The 16,831-nt window shown below is 61.8% G+C and carries 17 protein-coding genes; 8 read left to right on the forward strand and 9 right to left on the reverse strand.

Translation table 11 applies throughout. The features are described 5' to 3' along the window. Window positions 1-3: 3 nt before the first annotated feature. The 6 genes from DHB74_RS08490 to DHB74_RS08515 form a co-directional block, all read right to left on the reverse strand. Window positions 4-990, reverse strand: a complete 987-nt coding sequence (locus DHB74_RS08490; protein WP_499161205.1) for a GlxA family transcriptional regulator — start codon at window positions 988-990, stop codon at window positions 4-6. Between the two features lie 171 nt (window positions 991-1,161). Then, window positions 1,162-1,980 (reverse strand): SDR family oxidoreductase, encoded by an 819-nt coding sequence (locus tag DHB74_RS08495; RefSeq protein WP_499161206.1) that lies wholly within the window; start codon window positions 1,978-1,980, stop codon window positions 1,162-1,164. A gap of 134 nt (window positions 1,981-2,114) precedes the next feature. Continuing rightward, on the reverse strand, window positions 2,115-2,753 hold the full coding sequence (locus DHB74_RS08500) for a tRNA-uridine aminocarboxypropyltransferase (protein ID WP_280165468.1): 639 nt from the start codon (window positions 2,751-2,753) through the stop codon (window positions 2,115-2,117). A 195-nt stretch (window positions 2,754-2,948) separates the two neighbouring features. Then, window positions 2,949-3,071, reverse strand: coding sequence for a cytochrome c oxidase subunit CcoM (ccoM, locus tag DHB74_RS08505; protein ID WP_036991130.1), 123 nt, complete (start codon window positions 3,069-3,071; stop codon window positions 2,949-2,951). Between the two features lie 96 nt (window positions 3,072-3,167). Further along, complete coding sequence (locus tag DHB74_RS08510) at window positions 3,168-3,350, reverse strand: hypothetical protein (protein WP_036990548.1); 183 nt, start codon at window positions 3,348-3,350, stop codon at window positions 3,168-3,170. Between the two features lie 37 nt (window positions 3,351-3,387). Further along, on the reverse strand, window positions 3,388-3,666 hold the full coding sequence (locus DHB74_RS08515; RefSeq protein ID WP_036990549.1) for a hypothetical protein: 279 nt from the start codon (window positions 3,664-3,666) through the stop codon (window positions 3,388-3,390). A gap of 42 nt (window positions 3,667-3,708) precedes the next feature. Between DHB74_RS08515 and DHB74_RS08520 the strand changes: the two genes are divergently transcribed. Further along, complete coding sequence (locus DHB74_RS08520) at window positions 3,709-3,834, forward strand: hypothetical protein (protein ID WP_280165467.1); 126 nt, start codon at window positions 3,709-3,711, stop codon at window positions 3,832-3,834. Between the two features lie 54 nt (window positions 3,835-3,888). Next, window positions 3,889-6,732: an RNA polymerase-associated protein RapA gene (gene rapA / locus DHB74_RS08525; protein ID WP_499161207.1), complete on the forward strand. Its 2,844-nt coding sequence runs from the start codon at window positions 3,889-3,891 to the stop codon at window positions 6,730-6,732. Between the two features lie 102 nt (window positions 6,733-6,834). Here rapA and DHB74_RS08530 read toward each other — a convergent pair whose 3' ends face one another. Next, window positions 6,835-8,037, reverse strand: coding sequence for a patatin-like phospholipase family protein (locus tag DHB74_RS08530; protein ID WP_499161208.1), 1,203 nt, complete (start codon window positions 8,035-8,037; stop codon window positions 6,835-6,837). After that, the gene (locus DHB74_RS08535; protein ID WP_499161209.1) at window positions 8,037-8,999 is read right to left on the reverse strand and encodes a lipid A biosynthesis lauroyl acyltransferase; all 963 of its coding nucleotides are present in this window, start codon (window positions 8,997-8,999) and stop codon (window positions 8,037-8,039) included. Before DHB74_RS08535 ends, DHB74_RS08530 begins: the two co-directional genes overlap by 1 nt. A gap of 160 nt (window positions 9,000-9,159) precedes the next feature. Between DHB74_RS08535 and minC the strand changes: the two genes are divergently transcribed. From minC to DHB74_RS08560, 5 genes are all read left to right on the forward strand, one after another. Further along, a complete protein-coding gene (minC, locus tag DHB74_RS08540; RefSeq protein ID WP_036990552.1) occupies window positions 9,160-9,924 on the forward strand; it encodes a septum site-determining protein MinC in 765 nt (254 codons plus the stop codon). A gap of 148 nt (window positions 9,925-10,072) precedes the next feature. Then, the gene (minD, locus tag DHB74_RS08545) at window positions 10,073-10,879 is read left to right on the forward strand and encodes a septum site-determining protein MinD (protein ID WP_036990553.1); all 807 of its coding nucleotides are present in this window, start codon (window positions 10,073-10,075) and stop codon (window positions 10,877-10,879) included. A 2-nt stretch (window positions 10,880-10,881) separates the two neighbouring features. Beyond that, entirely contained in the window at window positions 10,882-11,139 is a 258-nt protein-coding gene (minE, locus tag DHB74_RS08550) for a cell division topological specificity factor MinE (protein ID WP_090273353.1), read from the forward strand. Window positions 11,140-11,178: 39 nt separating this feature from the next. Beyond that, a complete protein-coding gene (locus tag DHB74_RS08555) occupies window positions 11,179-11,814 on the forward strand; it encodes an RluA family pseudouridine synthase (protein WP_074780398.1) in 636 nt (211 codons plus the stop codon). A gap of 15 nt (window positions 11,815-11,829) precedes the next feature. Next, a complete protein-coding gene (locus tag DHB74_RS08560) occupies window positions 11,830-13,122 on the forward strand; it encodes a M18 family aminopeptidase (RefSeq protein ID WP_499161210.1) in 1,293 nt (430 codons plus the stop codon). 97 nt (window positions 13,123-13,219) lie between these two features. Here the strand turns inward: DHB74_RS08560 and DHB74_RS08565 are convergent, their stop codons facing one another. Continuing rightward, window positions 13,220-14,176 (reverse strand): NAD(P)H-quinone oxidoreductase, encoded by a 957-nt coding sequence (locus DHB74_RS08565; RefSeq protein ID WP_499161211.1) that lies wholly within the window; start codon window positions 14,174-14,176, stop codon window positions 13,220-13,222. Window positions 14,177-14,278: 102 nt separating this feature from the next. Here DHB74_RS08565 and DHB74_RS08570 point away from each other — a divergent pair, with 102 nt between their 5' ends. Next, the gene (locus DHB74_RS08570) at window positions 14,279-16,399 is read left to right on the forward strand and encodes a carboxy terminal-processing peptidase (protein WP_036990558.1); all 2,121 of its coding nucleotides are present in this window, start codon (window positions 14,279-14,281) and stop codon (window positions 16,397-16,399) included. Window positions 16,400-16,831 lie beyond the last annotated feature (432 nt).

Raw genomic sequence — 16,831 nt, forward strand, 5'->3', positions numbered from 1 at the left:
CGGTTATATGCTGACCCGGCCATCCTGCGCCTGCTGGGCACGGTATTGGTTTCTGTCCTCGCGTGGAGTGACACCAAAACAGTTGCGGTAGGCGCTGGAAAAATGCGGTCCCGAGGAGAAGCCGCAGGACAGCCCGATCTGGATGATCGACTTGCTGGTCTGCTGCAGCATCTGCCGTGCCCGATTCAAGCGCAGCTCCAGATAATACTGCGAGGGTACGCTGTTCAAATACTGCTTGAAGATCCGCTCCAGTTGCCGCCGGGACACACAGACATGCCGGGCAATCTCATCGGTGGTAAGCGGCTCCTCGATATTCGACTCCATCAGGATCACTGCCTGGGTGAGTTTCGGATGGGTACTGCCCAGCCGGTTGCGCAAGGGCACCCGCTGCTGCTCACTGCCATCACGGATGCGCTCGACATTGAGATCCTCAGCCGCCAGCGCCGCCAGATCCGCGCCGTGATGTTCGTTGACCAGGGTTAGAAACAGATCGGTGATGGCGCAGCCACTGCTGCTCAGTCGTCCTTCATCCTGTTCGAACAGCCGGGTACCGGCCTGCACTGCGGGAAAGCGTTCGCGAAAGTCCTCCAGCAGCCGCCAGTGCACGGCGCAGCGATGGCCGTCCAGCAGCCCAGCCATGGCCAGGGGAAAGACCCCCTCCTCCAGCGCCCCCAGCACCACGCCCTCGCGGGACAGCGAACGCAGCTGCAATACCAGCGTCGGGCTCACCGAGGTAGGCAGGCGGTCGGCATCAGCAACCAACCACAGCTGCGACACGTCACGCTCCGCCGTGTCCCAACGCCGCGACGGCAACTCCCAGCCTTCCGGCGAGACAATGGGCTCGTCATCCAGCGTGAAGCATTCGATCTGGTAAAGGGTGGTTTCCGCCATGCGGTTGGCCGAACGCAGCACCGCCAGCGCCGGCATGAGAATCGCCGGATGACAGCCAGGCCACAGCAGGAACGCCATACGGCGCACTTCAGCTGTCATTCGTCGACCCGCTTGTGGCAGTGGAAACGCCCCATGTTTCGCCTGATCCCGATTCAAATTCAGGACTGCATTGTGCCACATGCCGCGGGTCTTGACACCGCAGGACGAAACAGGAACAACAAAAAAAGGGAGGCATACCTGAATGCCTCCCTTGCTGTTGCCTCGAGCTGTTCAGTTGCCCGATGCGGACATCTTCTTCACCGCCAGGCGCGCCATCTCATCGTAGATAACCTGCGGCTGGGCCTGCTTGATAGCCCAGGCTTCACGACCCTTGTCATGGGGCAGGATCATGAAGGTACCCGCACTACTTTCCCGGTAGATGATGTCAGCGATCTCCGCCGCCGAAATGGGCGAGCTTTCCAGCAGCTTGGCGATATCGTCCCGGGACTCGCTGTCCGGCCCACGAAAGGAACTCAGCAGGTTGGTCTGGAAGAACGACGGGCAGACTACGTTGACCTGCACATCCTTGGGCTGCAGCTCACATAACAGGCTTTCCGACAACGCCACCACACCGGCTTTGGCGACGTTGTAATTGCTCATGCCCGGCGCCTGCATCAGCGCGGCCATGGAAGCGATATTGATGATGCGGCCGCTGCCCTGGGACAACAGCATGGGGACGAAGGCCTTGCACCCCTTGACCACACCCATCAGGTTGATGCTGATCTGCCATTCCCAATCTTCCAGCGACAACTCCTCGAACCAGCCACCCGAGGCCACGCCCGCGTTGTTGATCAGCACGTCCACACCCTGCATTACTTCTTCACAGCTCTGGGCCAGGGCCGCCAACTGACTGTAGTCACGCACATCACAGCGACGGGTAAAACCGCTGCCGCCGGCCTCCTCGGCCAGGCGCAACGTCTCGCCGAGCCCGTCTTCCTGGATATCGGCCAACGCCAGGCGCGCGCCTTCCCGCGCATAACGCAACGCCAGCTCACGCCCCAACCCACTGCCCGCGCCCGTAATCACTACCCGCATACCTGTCTTTCGCATACCGCCTCCGTTAACCACACACCAGCGAGTCAATTATTGTTTTTGTATCAAGCCGTTCATTTTTTCAGTCTAGCGGGGTCGCGAACCGGAGAGGAGCGGAAAACACCAAAATCACTGTCACGAATGGGGCGGGTTCAGTCGGGCCGTGGTTTTTCATGATTACGCTGGTAGACCGCCTCGCCCATGGCGCGGATCTGCCCTTCGATCAGGGCATCGAAAGGCGCCAGCAGCGGGCTGAAGTCCACGTCCGGCTCGAGCATCTGCAACGCCTGCATGCCCGCCTCGATGGTCGACAACGCCCCAGCGGAGGGGGCCTTGCGTAACCGATAGCGACTACGCAACCCTTCCGGCAGCGCAACCTGTGGCAACTGTTGCAGCACCGGATTCAAATACAGCAGCTTGCGCGCCTTGCGCCAGGTGCCGTCCAGCAGGACCAACCGGCGGGGACGCTCATCGACGGTGGTCGGCTGCAGCGGCGATGCGCCGTGCCCAGGAAACAGCAACTCGGTACGCCAGGCGGCATCGAGCAGTTGCTCACACCGCTGTTCGGAAAGCCGCTCGGCTACCAGCAGCTCGGCGTCGGCCAGCCCCGCGACCAACAGACGAGCAGTATTCAGTGCATGACGCTGCTCATCCGGATGCTGGATGACCAGAATCTGCGTACGCGCCGCAATGTGCGGCAGCAGATGACACAGGCAATATCCTGCCGGCCGCAGGCATCGGGCGCATCGCCGCCGTGCGGCCACAACAGGAGGACAGGAAGGATCAGACATGAACCGGCTCAGGTGATCAGGACCGGACAAGTCTAGCCTGGCAACCAACCCAAGCCCAGGCTGGAGCGCCCGATGCAGCCAGGAAAATAAAAAAGGCGGTCACCAGAAGGTAACCGCCAAAGGCCTTGCGAGCCATGCTCATTTGCAGGTTCCGAGATCGTGCACCGCTGGTCGGAACTCTCGAAATCAGTGGAATCAGGGATTCTTCTTGCTGCTCTTGCGCGCATCCTGGTAGATGAAAACGCCCACCCCGGCCAGGAAAATGACCATCAGACCCACAGTCAACAAACCGGCAATCACTGCATCATCGATAAACATGAGGGCATCTCCGCTTCCATGTATGTCCGTGTATGGTTGCAGAATACCCATGAGCTTCATCCGGTTGATTGACCGGGATCAATTAATCGCAATATTTCAGCGCTTTTTCGGCTTTCTGGCTTTTTTCTTACGGGTAGGCTTGGGCGGAGCGGGTAGCGGCAGGGCTTTTTCAAAGGCGGCGCGCACCTTGAGTAGGCGCGCTTCGTGGATATCGTGCAGCCGGCTGCGCCGCGCTTCGGCAAGATCGATAACCGGGGCTGACTCGGGCTGGTCGGACATGCGCACTCCTCAGGACAGCAGCAAGCCTACCACCGTCTCACGCCCGGATGTCAACCAGCAGGCCCTTGCGCGGCAGGTCCGCTGCGCCGCCCGGCGCAGCTTTCACAGCAGGCGGCTGTTCGCTCTCGAGCTCGGGAGCTGGACTCGGTTGCTCGCCGGCTGACTGCTGGTGGCCACCCTTTGAGCCGCTGTCATCCACCGGCAGCTCCGATAACGGATCTCCAGGCACACCCTCGATCGCACCCGGCCTGATCTTGCGATCAGGCTTGAATGCATCTTGCTGGGCGCCGGCTGGCGGAAGGTTCGGGATGAGCATGGGTCTTACCTGTGCGTGTCGTACATACCAAGGATGGTACTGATGTTATCGGCCGTCAAAGGCGGTTTTTTACTGCATGCAATGCGCAGCACATCACAGAACGATATTTCTGCTATCAGCCCGACGCCGATCGGTGCGGAAATAAACCATGCCATCAACGGTTTGTGAGCACTCCGGTATCGGGTACCATATGCGCCCTTTACGCATGGGCAGGAGTGAGGCATGACAGTATTTACCCCGGGGCAACGCTGGGTCAGTGACAGCGAATCGGAACTGGGACTGGGTACGGTGTTATCACAGGATGGCCGGTTGGTAGTCATGCTCTTCACTGCCAGCGGCGAGACCCGCCACTATGCCATGCGCAATGCTCCGCTGACCCGTGTGCGATTCAGCCCTGGCGACAGCATCACCCATCATGAGGGTTGGAGCCTGACGGTCAGCGACGTGACCGAGAAAGACGGCCTGTTGCATTATCGCGGATTGCGCGACGACGGCAGCAGCGCCGAATTCGCCGAAACCATGCTGGACAACTTCATTCAGTTCCGGCTGGCCAGCGACCGCCTGTTCGCCAGCCAGATCGACCCCCTGCCCTGGTTCGGCCTGCGCTATGAGAGCCTGCGCCATTATTGCCGCATCCAGCGCTCGGCACTGCTGGGCCTGGCCGGGGTTCGCACCCAGCCGATCGCTCATCAGCTGCATATCGCCCGGGATGTTGCCGACCGCGTCGCCCCACGCGTACTGCTGGCCGACGAAGTAGGCCTGGGCAAGACCATCGAGGCCGGCCTGGTCATTCATCGCCAGATCCAGACTGGCCGGGTGCGCCGGGTGCTGATCGTGGTACCGGAAAACCTGCAGCATCAGTGGCTGGTCGAGATGCTGCGCCGCTTCAACCTGCGTTTCGCCCTGTTCAACAGCGACCGCTGTGCGGGTGCCGAAGAAAACCCCTTCGAGGAAGAACAGCTGGCCCTGGTGTCACTGGAATTCCTGCTGGAAGACGACAAGGCCGCTCAGTGGCTGCAGGCCAGTGACTGGGATCTGCTGGTAGTGGACGAAGCCCACCACCTGGTCTGGCATGAAGAGGCGGCCAGCCCCGAATACAATCTGGTGGAGCAACTGGCCGGCCAGATCCCCGCTGTACTGTTGTTGACCGCCACGCCGGAACAGCTCGGCCAGGCCAGCCACTTTGCCCGCCTGCGCCTGCTTGATCCGGACCGTTTCCACGACCTGCAGGCCTTCCGCGACGAGACCGCCCGTTATCAGCCGGTAGCCGAAGCCGTGCAACAATTACTGGATACCGAGGAACTGGCCGCGGCCAACCGCCAGGTCATCAGCCAATGGCTGGGTGACAGCGCCGAGTCCCTGCTCGATGCAGTGCAGGCCGGTGGAGAGGCCGCAGCCGAGGCGCGCCGCAGCCTGGTCCGCCAGTTGCTCGACCGCCACGGCACCGGCCGCGTGCTGTACCGCAACACCCGTGCGGTGATCAGCGGCTTCCCCGAGCGCGAGTTGCACGCCTATCCGCTGCCCTGCCCGGCGCTCTACCAGGATCTTGCCGGGTGCGACACGCTGTATCCGGAAGTCGGCCTGCAGGATGAGTTCGAGCCGGCGGAAACCGCCTGGTGGCAGGACGACCCCCGTGTCGACTGGCTGATCGATACCCTGAAGATGCTCAAGCATGCCAAGGTACTGGTGATCTGCGCCCACGCCGAAACGGCGCTGGACGTGAACGATGCCCTGCGTATCCGCAGCGGCATCCCCGCCACCGTGTTCCACCAGGGCATGAGCATCATAGAGCGCGACCGCGCCGCCGCCTTCTTTGCCGACGAGGAATTCGGCGCCCAGGTAATGATCTGCTCGGAAATCGGCAGCGAGGGACGCAACTTCCAGTTCGCTCATCATCTGGTCATGTTCGACCTGCCGGCGCACCCCGATCTGCTGGAACAGCGCATTGGTCGCCTCGATCGGATCGGCCAGAAGAATGTCATCCAACTGCATGTGCCCTATCTGGAAGGCACCGCCCAGCAGCGGCTGTTCCAGTGGTACGATCAGGCGCTCAACGCCTTCCGCGCCACCTGCCCGACTGGCAACGCGCTCCAGCAGGAATACGGCGCAGCGCTCCAGCAACAGCTGGAACAACCGCAGGACGAGCAATGGCAGGCGCTGATCACCAGCGCACAGCAAGCACGCGCCGCACTCGAAGCGGAACTGCACAACGGCCGCGACCGCCTGCTGGAGTTGCATTCGCGCGGTCATACCGGCGAGGCCCAGCGCCTGATCGACACTATTGAGAAGCAGGGCCGGGATATCCAGCTGCCGATCTACATGGAACGGCTGTTCGACGTGTTCGGTATCGATAGCGAAGACCACTCGGACAACGCTCTGGTACTGCGCCCCGGCGAGCGCATGCTCGATGCCGGCTTCCCGCTGGGTGACGACGAAGGCGTGACCATCACCTATGATCGCGACACTGCGCTGTCTCGCGAGGACATGCAGTTCATCACCTGGGAACATCCCATGCTGCAGGGCGGCATGGATCTGGTGCTGTCCGGCAGCATGGGCAACAGCTCGGTAGCGCTGCTGAAGAACAAGGCCTTGAAACCCGGCACCATGCTGCTGGAATGCCTGTTCGTCAGCGAAGCGATTGGTCCGCGTGCGCTGCAACTGCAGCGCTATCTGCCACCGACCCCGGTACGCTGCCTGCTGGATATCAGTGGCAATGACCTGGCATCCAAGGTTGCATTCGAAACTCTGGAAGCGCAGATCGACGGCTTGCCCAAGCACCTGGCCAGCAAGATTGCCAAGACCCAGCGCGACGAGGTCGAACGCCTGCTGGATCGTGCCGAGGCGCTCGCCGATATGCAGCATGCCGAGCTGGTGGAACAGGCCTCGACCCGCTTCACTACCGACCTGGACGAGGAAATCAATCGCCTCAAGGCGCTGCAGCAGGTCAACCCGCTGGTGCGCCAGAGCGAGATCGACGCTCTCGAGCAACAGCGTCAACGCGGCGTGGAAGTCCTGCACCAAGCGAAAATCCGATTGGATGCGCTGCGCATTCTGGTAGTGGGCTAACCGCCCACAATATGTGGGAGCGGGGCGTGCCCGCGAGCAGGCTGGCGGAACAGCTTCGCGGCCAAAGCCGCTCCCACCAACACCACTCCCGCCTCGGGGCGTCTACAGCTGGCCGTGTGTCGTGCTTGCTCCGGTCTCCGCAAACCCCAGAAACCGCCGCAGATCATCCGCCTGCGCCAGCGCATCGCGGCGCCCCAGGGCGATCAACTCATTGCAGTATTCCGCTTCGAACAGCAGATAACTCAACAGGTCACTGCCTGAGGAGCGGGTCGCGCCACTGCCGCGCAGGAACAGGCGCAGCCCGGCCGGCAATGCGGCCCGGTGGCGGGCGGCAATCAGGTCCACTGGCTCGCTGGGTGAGATCACCAGCACATCCACATGCCGCACGCCATGGTCGCCGCTGCGCATGGCGAACGGCTGGTAGGCGGCCAGGCGATTCATCCGCTCCAGCTGCTCCAGATCGGTTTCCAGATTATCGATAAAGGTACTGTGCAGAAGATGCCCGCCCAGCTGCGCCAGGCTGGGCGGCGCCGGTGTCTGTAACACCGGGCTGGGCTGACCAGCCGCCGGTGTCTGACCATGATGGGTCACGCCGATCACGAGGACCTTGTTCGCCCCCAGATGCAGAGCCGGGCTCAATGGCGACTGCTGGCGCACCGCACCATCGCCGTACCAGGCGCGGTTGAGCAGGACCGGCGGAAACAGCAGCGGGATCGCCGTGGAGGCCATCAGATGATCCAACCCCAGCCGGGTCTGTACACCGATGCGCCGGTGTCGCCGCCACGGCGTGATCCGCTCACGCCCCTGATAGAAGTACACCGACTGCGAGCTGCGGTAATCGAAGGCGCTGACTGAAATTGCCCGCAACTGGCCCGCCTGCAACGCCTCTTCGATGCAGCCGAAACGCATGCGCGCCTCCAGCAGGCGCCGCAGCGGCCGATTGTCCAGCAGCGCGGTAGTCGCCTCTCCGGCAGCGCTGCCGAGCAGGTTGGTGCGGCTCCAGCGCCAGGCCTGTGCCAACAGCCCCGGCCAGTCGGTCCGCATCACATGATGACTGCGAAACTCCGACCAGACCTCCAACATGCTCTCTACTGCCGAATGCAGATTACCGGCATGGGTCGCCAACGCCAGGGCGTTGATTGCCCCGGCAGAGGTACCGCAGATGATCGGGAACGGGTTCGGCGTGTGCTGCGGCGTCAGCTCGGCAATCGCTGCCATCACACCGACCTGATAGGCTGCCCGGGCACCGCCGCCGGAAAGGATCAGCGCCAGACAATCATCCCTGCCCGGTCCGGCCTGCAGCATCAGTTGCGACTCTTGCGCTTGCGCCGCCTGCGCTGGCGCTTGGGATAGGGGCGCGCTTCGCCTTCCGGGCGGGTCTTGAAGCGTCGGTGCACCCACATGTACTGCTCGGGCTGGCGCAGAATCTCCTGCTCCACCCATTGATTGATGCGCAGCGCATCGGCTTCTTCATCACCCTGAGGGAAGTTCGCCAGCGGCGGGTGCACGGTCAGCCGATAGCCCTGGGCCCCGGGCAGGCGGGTCTGGGTAAAGGGCACCACCCGAGCCTTGCCCAGCCGGGCGAAGGTAGCAGTGGCGGTGACGGTCGCGGCCGGGATACCGAACAGCGGTACGAACACACTGGCCTTGCGACCGTAATCCTGATCCGGTGCATACCAGATCCCCCGACCCTTGCGCAGCGACTTGAGCATGCTGCGCACATCCTCGCGCTCCACGGCGATGGCATCGGCATTGTGCCGCTCGCGCCCGCGCCGCTGGACATAATCGAAGGCGGCGTTGCGGTGCTCGCGGTACATCCCGTCGATCGTCGCCCGCTGGCCGAGCAATGCCGCACCGATTTCCAGGGTGGTGAAATGCAGCGACATCAGCACCACGCCCTGCCCGGCCGCAGCGGCCTGCTGCAGATGCTCCAACCCCTCGATCTGCGCCAGCTTCGCCAATCGCCGCGGCGGCCACCACCAGGCGATGGCCATCTCGAACAGAGCGATGCCGTTGGATGCGAAGTTCTCGCGCAGCACCCGGGTACGCTGTTCCGCGCTCCACTGCGGAAAGCACAGCTCCAGGTTGATGCGGGCGATTTCCCGACGCTCACGCATCAGATGATACATACCCCAGCCGAGCATACGCCCCAGCTTCAGCAATACGGCAAACGGCAGGTGGATCACCAGCCACAACAGGCCCAGCCCAAGCCACATGGGCCAATAACGTGGATGCAGCAATGCCGCTTTGAAACCGGGACGAGTCATCAGACAACCATAGTTTGAAAAAAAGCCATTCTACCCAAGCCGCCTGCCAGATGGGAAACCGCAGGCTCAAAGCGCCGGGCTGATCCGTTACCGGTTTCGGCTTGCCGTCGGACATGTCAGGCTATATAAGTGTGCCCACCAAACGCTCTATGGATCTGCCATGACTTCTGAAACAAATCTGGACCTGCTCGATACCGACCCTGTCTTCCAACTGAAGGGCGGCATGCTGACCATGACAGTGTTGGAGCTGGTTCACCTGGCCCCACAACGCTTCGCCATACAGCTGGCGGAGAAGGTCGAACAGGCGCCGAATTTCTTCCAGGACACGCCGGTGTTGATCAGTCTGGAAAAACTGGACGATAACCTGGATATCTCCGGGCTGATCGCGCTGCTGCGGATCTGTCGGGATCATGGCCTGCAACCGGTAGCCCTGCGTGGCGCCGAACAGTTTCGCCCGCTCGCGCAGCAGGCCAGCCTGGTGCTGCTGCCTCCGGGACGCAACCGTGACAAAATAATCGAAGCGCCGGAACCTGCGCCGCAACCTGTTGCCCAACAAGCGGAGGCCGCTCCGGTGTCCGCACCCCAGCCGGCAGATACCACGCCGACCCGGGTGATAACCGAGCCGGTGCGCTCCGGGCAGCAGGTCTATGCCCGCGGCGGCGACCTTGTCGTGCTGGCACCGGTCAGTGCCGGCTCGGAGCTGCTTGCCGATGGGCACATCCACGTCTATGGCCCGCTGCGTGGCAGAGCCCTGGCGGGAGTAAGAGGCGACACCAGGGCACGCATTTTCTGCCAGTCGCTGGAGGCCGAACTGGTGTCAGTGGCAGGGCAATACAAGGTGGCCGAGGACCTGCGGCGGCAACAATGGAAAGAGGCGGTACAGATATCACTCGAAGGTGACATCTTGAAGATAGCAGCCCTTTGACAGATACTGTTCAGCCATTCGGGACGCCCATGAGCCGCGGCTCAACGCCGATCGCGAGCGTCCCAGGCAGGCCGGGACACATGGCACGCAACACCGGTTGTCCGGTGCACCCTAACAATCAAATTCAAGATCAGTCAGGAAGGTCATTTTGGCAAAGATCCTAGTCATTACCTCAGGCAAGGGGGGCGTTGGTAAAACCACTACCAGCGCTGCCATCGGTACCGGACTCGCTCTGCGTGGATACAAGACAGTCATCGTCGATTTCGACGTAGGTTTGCGTAACCTCGACCTGATCATGGGTTGCGAGCGTCGCGTAGTCTATGACTTCGTCAACCTGATCAACGGCGACTCGAACCTCAATCAGACGCTGATCAAGGACAAGCGCTCCGACAATCTGTACATCCTTCCTGCCTCCCAGACCCGGGACAAGGACGCACTGACCCAGGAAGGGGTCCAGGGTGTGCTCGACCAGCTCAAGGAAACCTTCGATTTCATCGTCTGCGATTCCCCGGCCGGTATCGAGAAAGGCGCCCACCTGGCGATGTACTTCGCCGATGAGGCCATTGTCGTGACCAACCCGGAAGTCTCTTCCGTGCGCGACTCCGACCGCATGCTCGGCCTGCTGTCGAGCAAGTCGCGCCGCTCCGAACAGGGCGAGAAGATCAAGGAACACCTGCTGCTGACCCGCTACAGCCCGGAGCGCGTCGAGAATGGCGAAATGCTCTCGGTCAGCGATGTCGAGGACATTCTGTCGATCCCGCTGTTGGGGGTGATTCCCGAATCCCAGGCTGTGCTCAAGGCGTCCAACCAGGGTATCCCGGTGATCATGGATGACAAGAGTGATGCCGGTCAGGCCTACAGTGATGCCGTCGAACGCCTGCTTGGCAAGGAAGTGCCCCACCGCTTCCTCGAAGCTCAGAAGAAAGGGCTGCTCAAGCGCCTGTTCGGAGGATGACGATGAGTCTTTTTGATTACTTCAGCCGCAAGAAGAAACAGGATTCCGCGGCCTCGGTGGCCAAGGAGCGCCTGCAGATCATCGTTGCCCATGAGCGTGGCCAGCGCAGTCAACCCGATTACCTGCCGCAGCTGCAGCAGGAAATCATCGACGTGATCAGCAAGTACGTACCGATCGACCGTGATCAGGTGCATGTCGCTCTGGATAACCAGGATGACTGCTCGATCCTGGAACTCAACATCACCCTGCCCGAACGCTAACAGACAGGTGCCGCCGCCAGGCGGCACCGTGGTTACCCCATGCCCCTGACCCATATCGGTATCCTCCATGAGGATCCGGCTTTTCTGATCGTCAACAAACCTACCCTGCTGTTGTCCGTCCCCGGCCGCGCCGAAGATAACAAGGACTGCCTGATTACCCGCCTGCAGGAAAACGGCTACCCCGAAGCCCGCATCGTGCACCGACTGGACTGGGAAACCTCCGGTATCCTGGTGATTGCCCGCGACCCGGACAGCCACCGCGAACTGTCGCGTCAGTTCCAGGATCGCGAGACCGGCAAGACCTATATCGCCCTGTGCTGGGGCCAGCCCGAAGCGGACGCCGGGCACATCGACCTGCCTTTGCGCTATGATCCGCCCAACAAGCCACGGCACATCGTCGACCATGAGCAGGGCAAGCCGGCGCAGACCTTTTGGCGAGTACTGGAGCGCCATGCCGAGCATTGCCGGGTGGAACTGACGCCCATCACCGGTCGCTCGCACCAGCTGCGGGTGCACATGCTGAGCATCGGCCATCCGCTGTTGGGCGATCGTTTGTACGCCCATGAGGCGGCATTGGCTGCCTGCCCGCGCCTGGCACTGCACGCGGCCCGCCTGGAAATAAATCATCCGCAGAGTGGCGAGCGCCTGACCTTCGATTGCCCTGCCCCATTCTGACGTACAGGAGTATCCATGACGCCCGATAATGCCAGTCAGTCCCTCGCGGACTTCATCCAGTCTTCTCCCACCCCTTTTCATGCCGCCCGCAGCCTGGCCGAGCGCCTGCAAGCTGCCGGTTATCAGGAACTGGATGAACGGGATGAATGGACGCTGGCCGACGGCGGGCGCTATTTCGTGCTGCGCAACCAGTCATCGCTGATCGCCTTCAGCCTGGGGCAGTCCAATGCCCTGCGCAACGGCATCAGAATGATCGGCGCGCACACTGACAGCCCCTGTCTGCGGGTCAAGCCGCAGCCGGAGTTGACTCGCCACGGCTTGTGGCAATTGGGCGTAGAAGTCTATGGCGGTGCGCTGCTGGCGCCGTGGTTCGACCGTGACCTGTCGCTGGCCGGCCGGGTGACTTGCCGGGATAGTGGCGGCCAACTGCATAATCTGCTGCTCGACTTCCAGCGCCCCATCGCTGTCATCCCCAACCTGGCGATTCACCTGAACCGGGACGTCAACGGCGGTTTCGCGGTCAATGCGCAGACCGATCTGCCGCCGGTACTGGCCCATGGCATCGAACCCAATCGCGATCTGCGGGCGCTGCTCGCCAATGAACTGACCCAGCAATATCCCGAGCGGGAGCCATTGCAGGTGCTGGATTACGAGCTCAGCTTCTATGACACCCAGCCCCCGAGGGTAATCGGGCTGGACGGCGATTTCCTGGCCGCTGCACGCCTGGATAATCTGTTGTCCTGTCACGCCGGCCTCGAAGCCCTGTTGCGCAGTGATGGCAAGCAGGCCTGCCTGCTGGTCTGCACTGACCATGAAGAGGTCGGCTCCAGTTCGGCCTGCGGTGCCGATGGGCCGTTCCTGGAAGATGTACTGGCACGGCTGCTGCCGGATGAAAGCGAGCGCATCCGCACCATCCAGCGCTCGGTACTGGTCTCGGCGGACAACGCCCACGCCATCCATCCCAATTACGCCGATCGCCACGACGGCAACCACGGCCCGCAACTCAATGCCGGCCCGGTAATCAAGATCAACAGCAACCAGCGCTACGCCACTACCAGCGAAACCGCTGCCCTGTTCCGCCACCTGTGCCAGCAGGTGGATGTACCGGTGCAGAGCTTCGTGGTACGCAGCGACATGGGCTGTGGCAGCACCATCGGCCCGATCACCTCCAGCCGCCTGGGTGTACGCACCGTGGATATCGGCGCACCGACCTTCGCCATGCACTCTATTCGAGAGCTGGCGGGGGTCAGGGATGTGGCGTATTTGCAGAAGGTGCTGACCGCGTTTCTGGATTGCGAGCGGGTATAACATCCAGGTTGTTTGCACCTTTAATGTGGGAGGGCCGAAATCCATCTCGACCCTCCAAACACCACGCCCCTCGGGAGCATGGCGTCTGGGTGCGGCGCTAGACTTGCCCGCTCACCAACACGATCTTGCCAACAATCTGATCCTTGGCCAGCTCGGCAAAGGCTTCCTCGGCCTGCTCGAATGAGTAGGTCTTGGCCACCAACGGCTTCAATTGCCCCGTTTCGAACAGCGGCCACAGACGCTCTTCCATACGCGCCAGCAATCCGGCCTTGAAGTCGGCGCTGCGGGTACGCAGGGTCGAGCCGGTGAGCTGCAGGCGCTTGACCAGCACCTTCGCCAGATCCAGCTCAGCCTGGCGTCCACCCATCAGACCAATCATCACCCAGCGACCGTCCAGCGCCAGCAGATCGAGATGATCCGAGGCGTAATTGGCGCCCACCGGGTCCAAGACCACATCAAACGGCCCATCTGCCTTGAGCCCGCTGATGCCTTCATGGCGCAGCACGCCGCCCTGGGCGCCCAGTGCCTTGCAGGTGTCCAGTTTTTCCTGGCTACCCAGGGTGACCCAGCAGGGATTGTCGAAGGCCTTGCATAACTGAATGGCGGCGGTGCCCACGCCACTGGCGCCGGCGTGGATCAGCACCTTCTCACCGGGTTGCGCCGCGCCCAACTCGAATACGTTCAACCAGGCGGTACTGAACACCTCGGGAATCGCGGCCGCATCTTCCCAGCCCATACCCTGGGGAACCGGCAGCAGATGCCGTCCGTCGATCACCACTTCATCGGCCATGCCACCACCGGCCAACAGGGCACAGACCCGGTCGCCCACGGACCAGCGGCTGTCGCCACAGGTCTCGACCACCTCACCGGCACATTCCAGGCCCAGAATGTCCGTAGCGCCGGGCGGCGGCGGGTAGTTTCCGGCCTTCTGCAACAGGTCCGCGCGATTGATTCCCGCGGCCCGAATACGTACCCGAACCTGCCCCGGCGCCAGTGCTACAGCCGCCTCCGTACGCCAGCTCAGTACCCCGGCTTCAGCTTGCAATCCTCTCACGGTGCCCCCATAGTTATCAGTCGAATCGGTTTGAAAAGGGAACCCTAGGGCCCCTGTCGAGCACTAAAGCATATCCTCACCTCTCCGGACACGATACCTTTGATGACAGTTTCCAACATCTTGCGCAAATCCTGCCTGATTGCTCTGCTCAGCCTTGGCACCAGCGCTTTCGCCGCAGAAACAGCCGACAGCGCAATGCCGATATTCGATCTGGAGAGTCTGCAACCGACCCGCGAGCAGATGATTGCCAGCCTCAATACCGTTGAGCTGCTGCGCCGTCACCACTACAACCGCATCAGTCTGGACGACGCCCTGTCCAGCGAGATCTTCGACACTTATCTGCGCCAGCTCGACCCCCAGCGCAGCTTGTTCACCGCTGCCGACATCAGCACATTCGAAGAGTACCGCCACAAGCTCGACGATCTACTGCTGGCCGGTGATTTGAGCGTCGGTTTCGCCATGCATACCCGGCAGATCCAGCGCGCCGACCAGCGTATGGTCTACGCCCTGCAATTGCTGCGCGAAGGTATTGGCCAGCTGGATTTCAGCAGCGACCAGAACATCCTGATTGACCGCGAGAAGGCCGAATGGCCTGCTGATCAACAGGCACTCCATGTGCTCTGGCGGCAGCAGATCAAAGATGAAGTGCTGCGCCTGAAACTGGCCGGACGCGAGCAGGACTCCATTCAGGAGCTCCTGGAGAAGCGTTATCTCAATGCTCAGAAACGCCTGTACCAGACTCGCAGCGAAGACATCTTCCAGAACTACATCAATGCCCTGGCCCAGGTCTACGATCCGCATACCCAGTATCTGTCTCCGGACAATGCGGAAAATTTCGACATCAACATGAGCCTGTCGCTGGAAGGTATCGGTGCGGTCCTGCAGAGCGACAACGACCATACCAAGATCGTCCGCCTGGTGCCGGCCGGCCCTGCGGAGAAGAGCAAGCAGCTCGCCCCCGCTGACCGCATCATCGGTGTTGCCCAGGACCAGGGTGAAATGGTCGATGTGGTTGGTTGGCGCCTGGACGAGGTGGTCAAGCTGATCCGCGGCCCGAAAGGCTCCTCGGTACGCCTGGAAGTGATTCCCGCCAGCAACCCGCCCAGTGACATGACCAGCCGCGAAGTGGCCTTGGTGCGCGAGGCGGTGAAACTCGAAGATCAGGCCGCCAAGTCGTCGGTACTGGAATTCAACGAACAGGGTAACGATTACCGCATTGGTGTGATCGAAGTCCCCGGCTTCTATATCGATTTCAAGGCCTACCGCCGCGGCGACCCGGACTACCGCAGTACCACTCGCGATGTGCGCCATCTGCTCAGCGACCTGCAGGAACAGGAAGTCGACGGCATCGTGCTCGACCTGCGCAACAATGGTGGTGGCTCCCTGCAGGAAGCCACCGAGCTGACCGGCCTGTTCATCGATAAGGGGCCAACCGTACTGGTACGTGACAGCAAAGGCGACGTGCAGGTGCTGGACGACCCCGAAGCCGGTATCACCTACGGCGGACCGATGGCAGTCATCGTCAACCGGCTGTCGGCTTCAGCGTCGGAAATCTTCGCCGGCGCCATGCAGGATTACGGTCGGGCACTGGTGATTGGTGAACCGACCTTCGGCAAGGGCACGGTACAATCGATCCAGCCGCTGAATCACGGCGAGCTGAAATTCACCCTGGCCAAGTTCTATCGGGTCTCCGGCCAGAGCACCCAGAATCGCGGCGTGGTGCCAGACATTACTTACCCGTCGCTGCTGGATACCGTGGAGATCGGCGAAAGCAGCCTGCCCCGCGCCCTGCCCTGGGACACCATTCCCGCAGCCCGTTACCAGGCCGACAGCCGGCTGGAACAGTTCATTCCGCTGCTGACCGACAAACACAAGGCACGGGCCGCCAATGACCCTGAGTTCGCTTATACGCTGGCGCGCATCGAGCTGAACCGCGCCATGCAGGAGCGCGAGTACCTGCCGCTGAACGAAGAGCGTCGCCGGACCGAACAGAAGGAGTTCGAGGACAAGTTGCTGGCCATGGAAAACACCCGACGCAAGGCGCTGGGCGAAGAGCCTCTGGCTGCGCTGGACAAGGAAGATCCGCTGATGGACGGCACCGGTATTCCCTCGCCCATGGCCGAGGAAGAGAGCACCGATGAGAACGATCCCTTCCTGGCGGAAACCGGCCATATCCTGATTGATCTGCTGGAACTCAAGCGACAGGTCGCCAGCGCCAGCTAAGGGAACGCGTTTATATTCCTGCCATCTCGCTGACTGGCCATTCAGCTGCCTTACCCGGCTCCCCGCCGGACAAGGCAGCTGACATATGGCCCCACCATATAGCTCCATCCCCCAACCACGTGCAGCCTCTGCCCGAGCGCATGTTCATCTAGTTGAACGGGCAGCTCCAGGTAGAACTGAAAAGATGGGATGTGCCAAGGCAGCTCGGCGCAGCTAAGGATCTGCTTATTCGAGGTTACCCACAGTTACTGTGGATAAGTCTGTGAACAAGGCTTGAGCAAAGCGGGCAAATGCCCGGTTAGATGCGCCTCGACTCACTCTGGACGTTTTTTAACCAACCACAAAAACCTTGAAAAACAGGTACTTGCGGGAGCAGTTAAAGATGCTGGAAGGAGGCAAATTGTCGCTTGCCTGTTACCGGTGGAATGTGCA

The sequence above is a fragment of the Pseudomonas sp. G11-1 genome (genome assembly GCF_024031555.1).
Lineage (GTDB): Bacteria > Pseudomonadota > Gammaproteobacteria > Pseudomonadales > Pseudomonadaceae > Halopseudomonas > Halopseudomonas bauzanensis.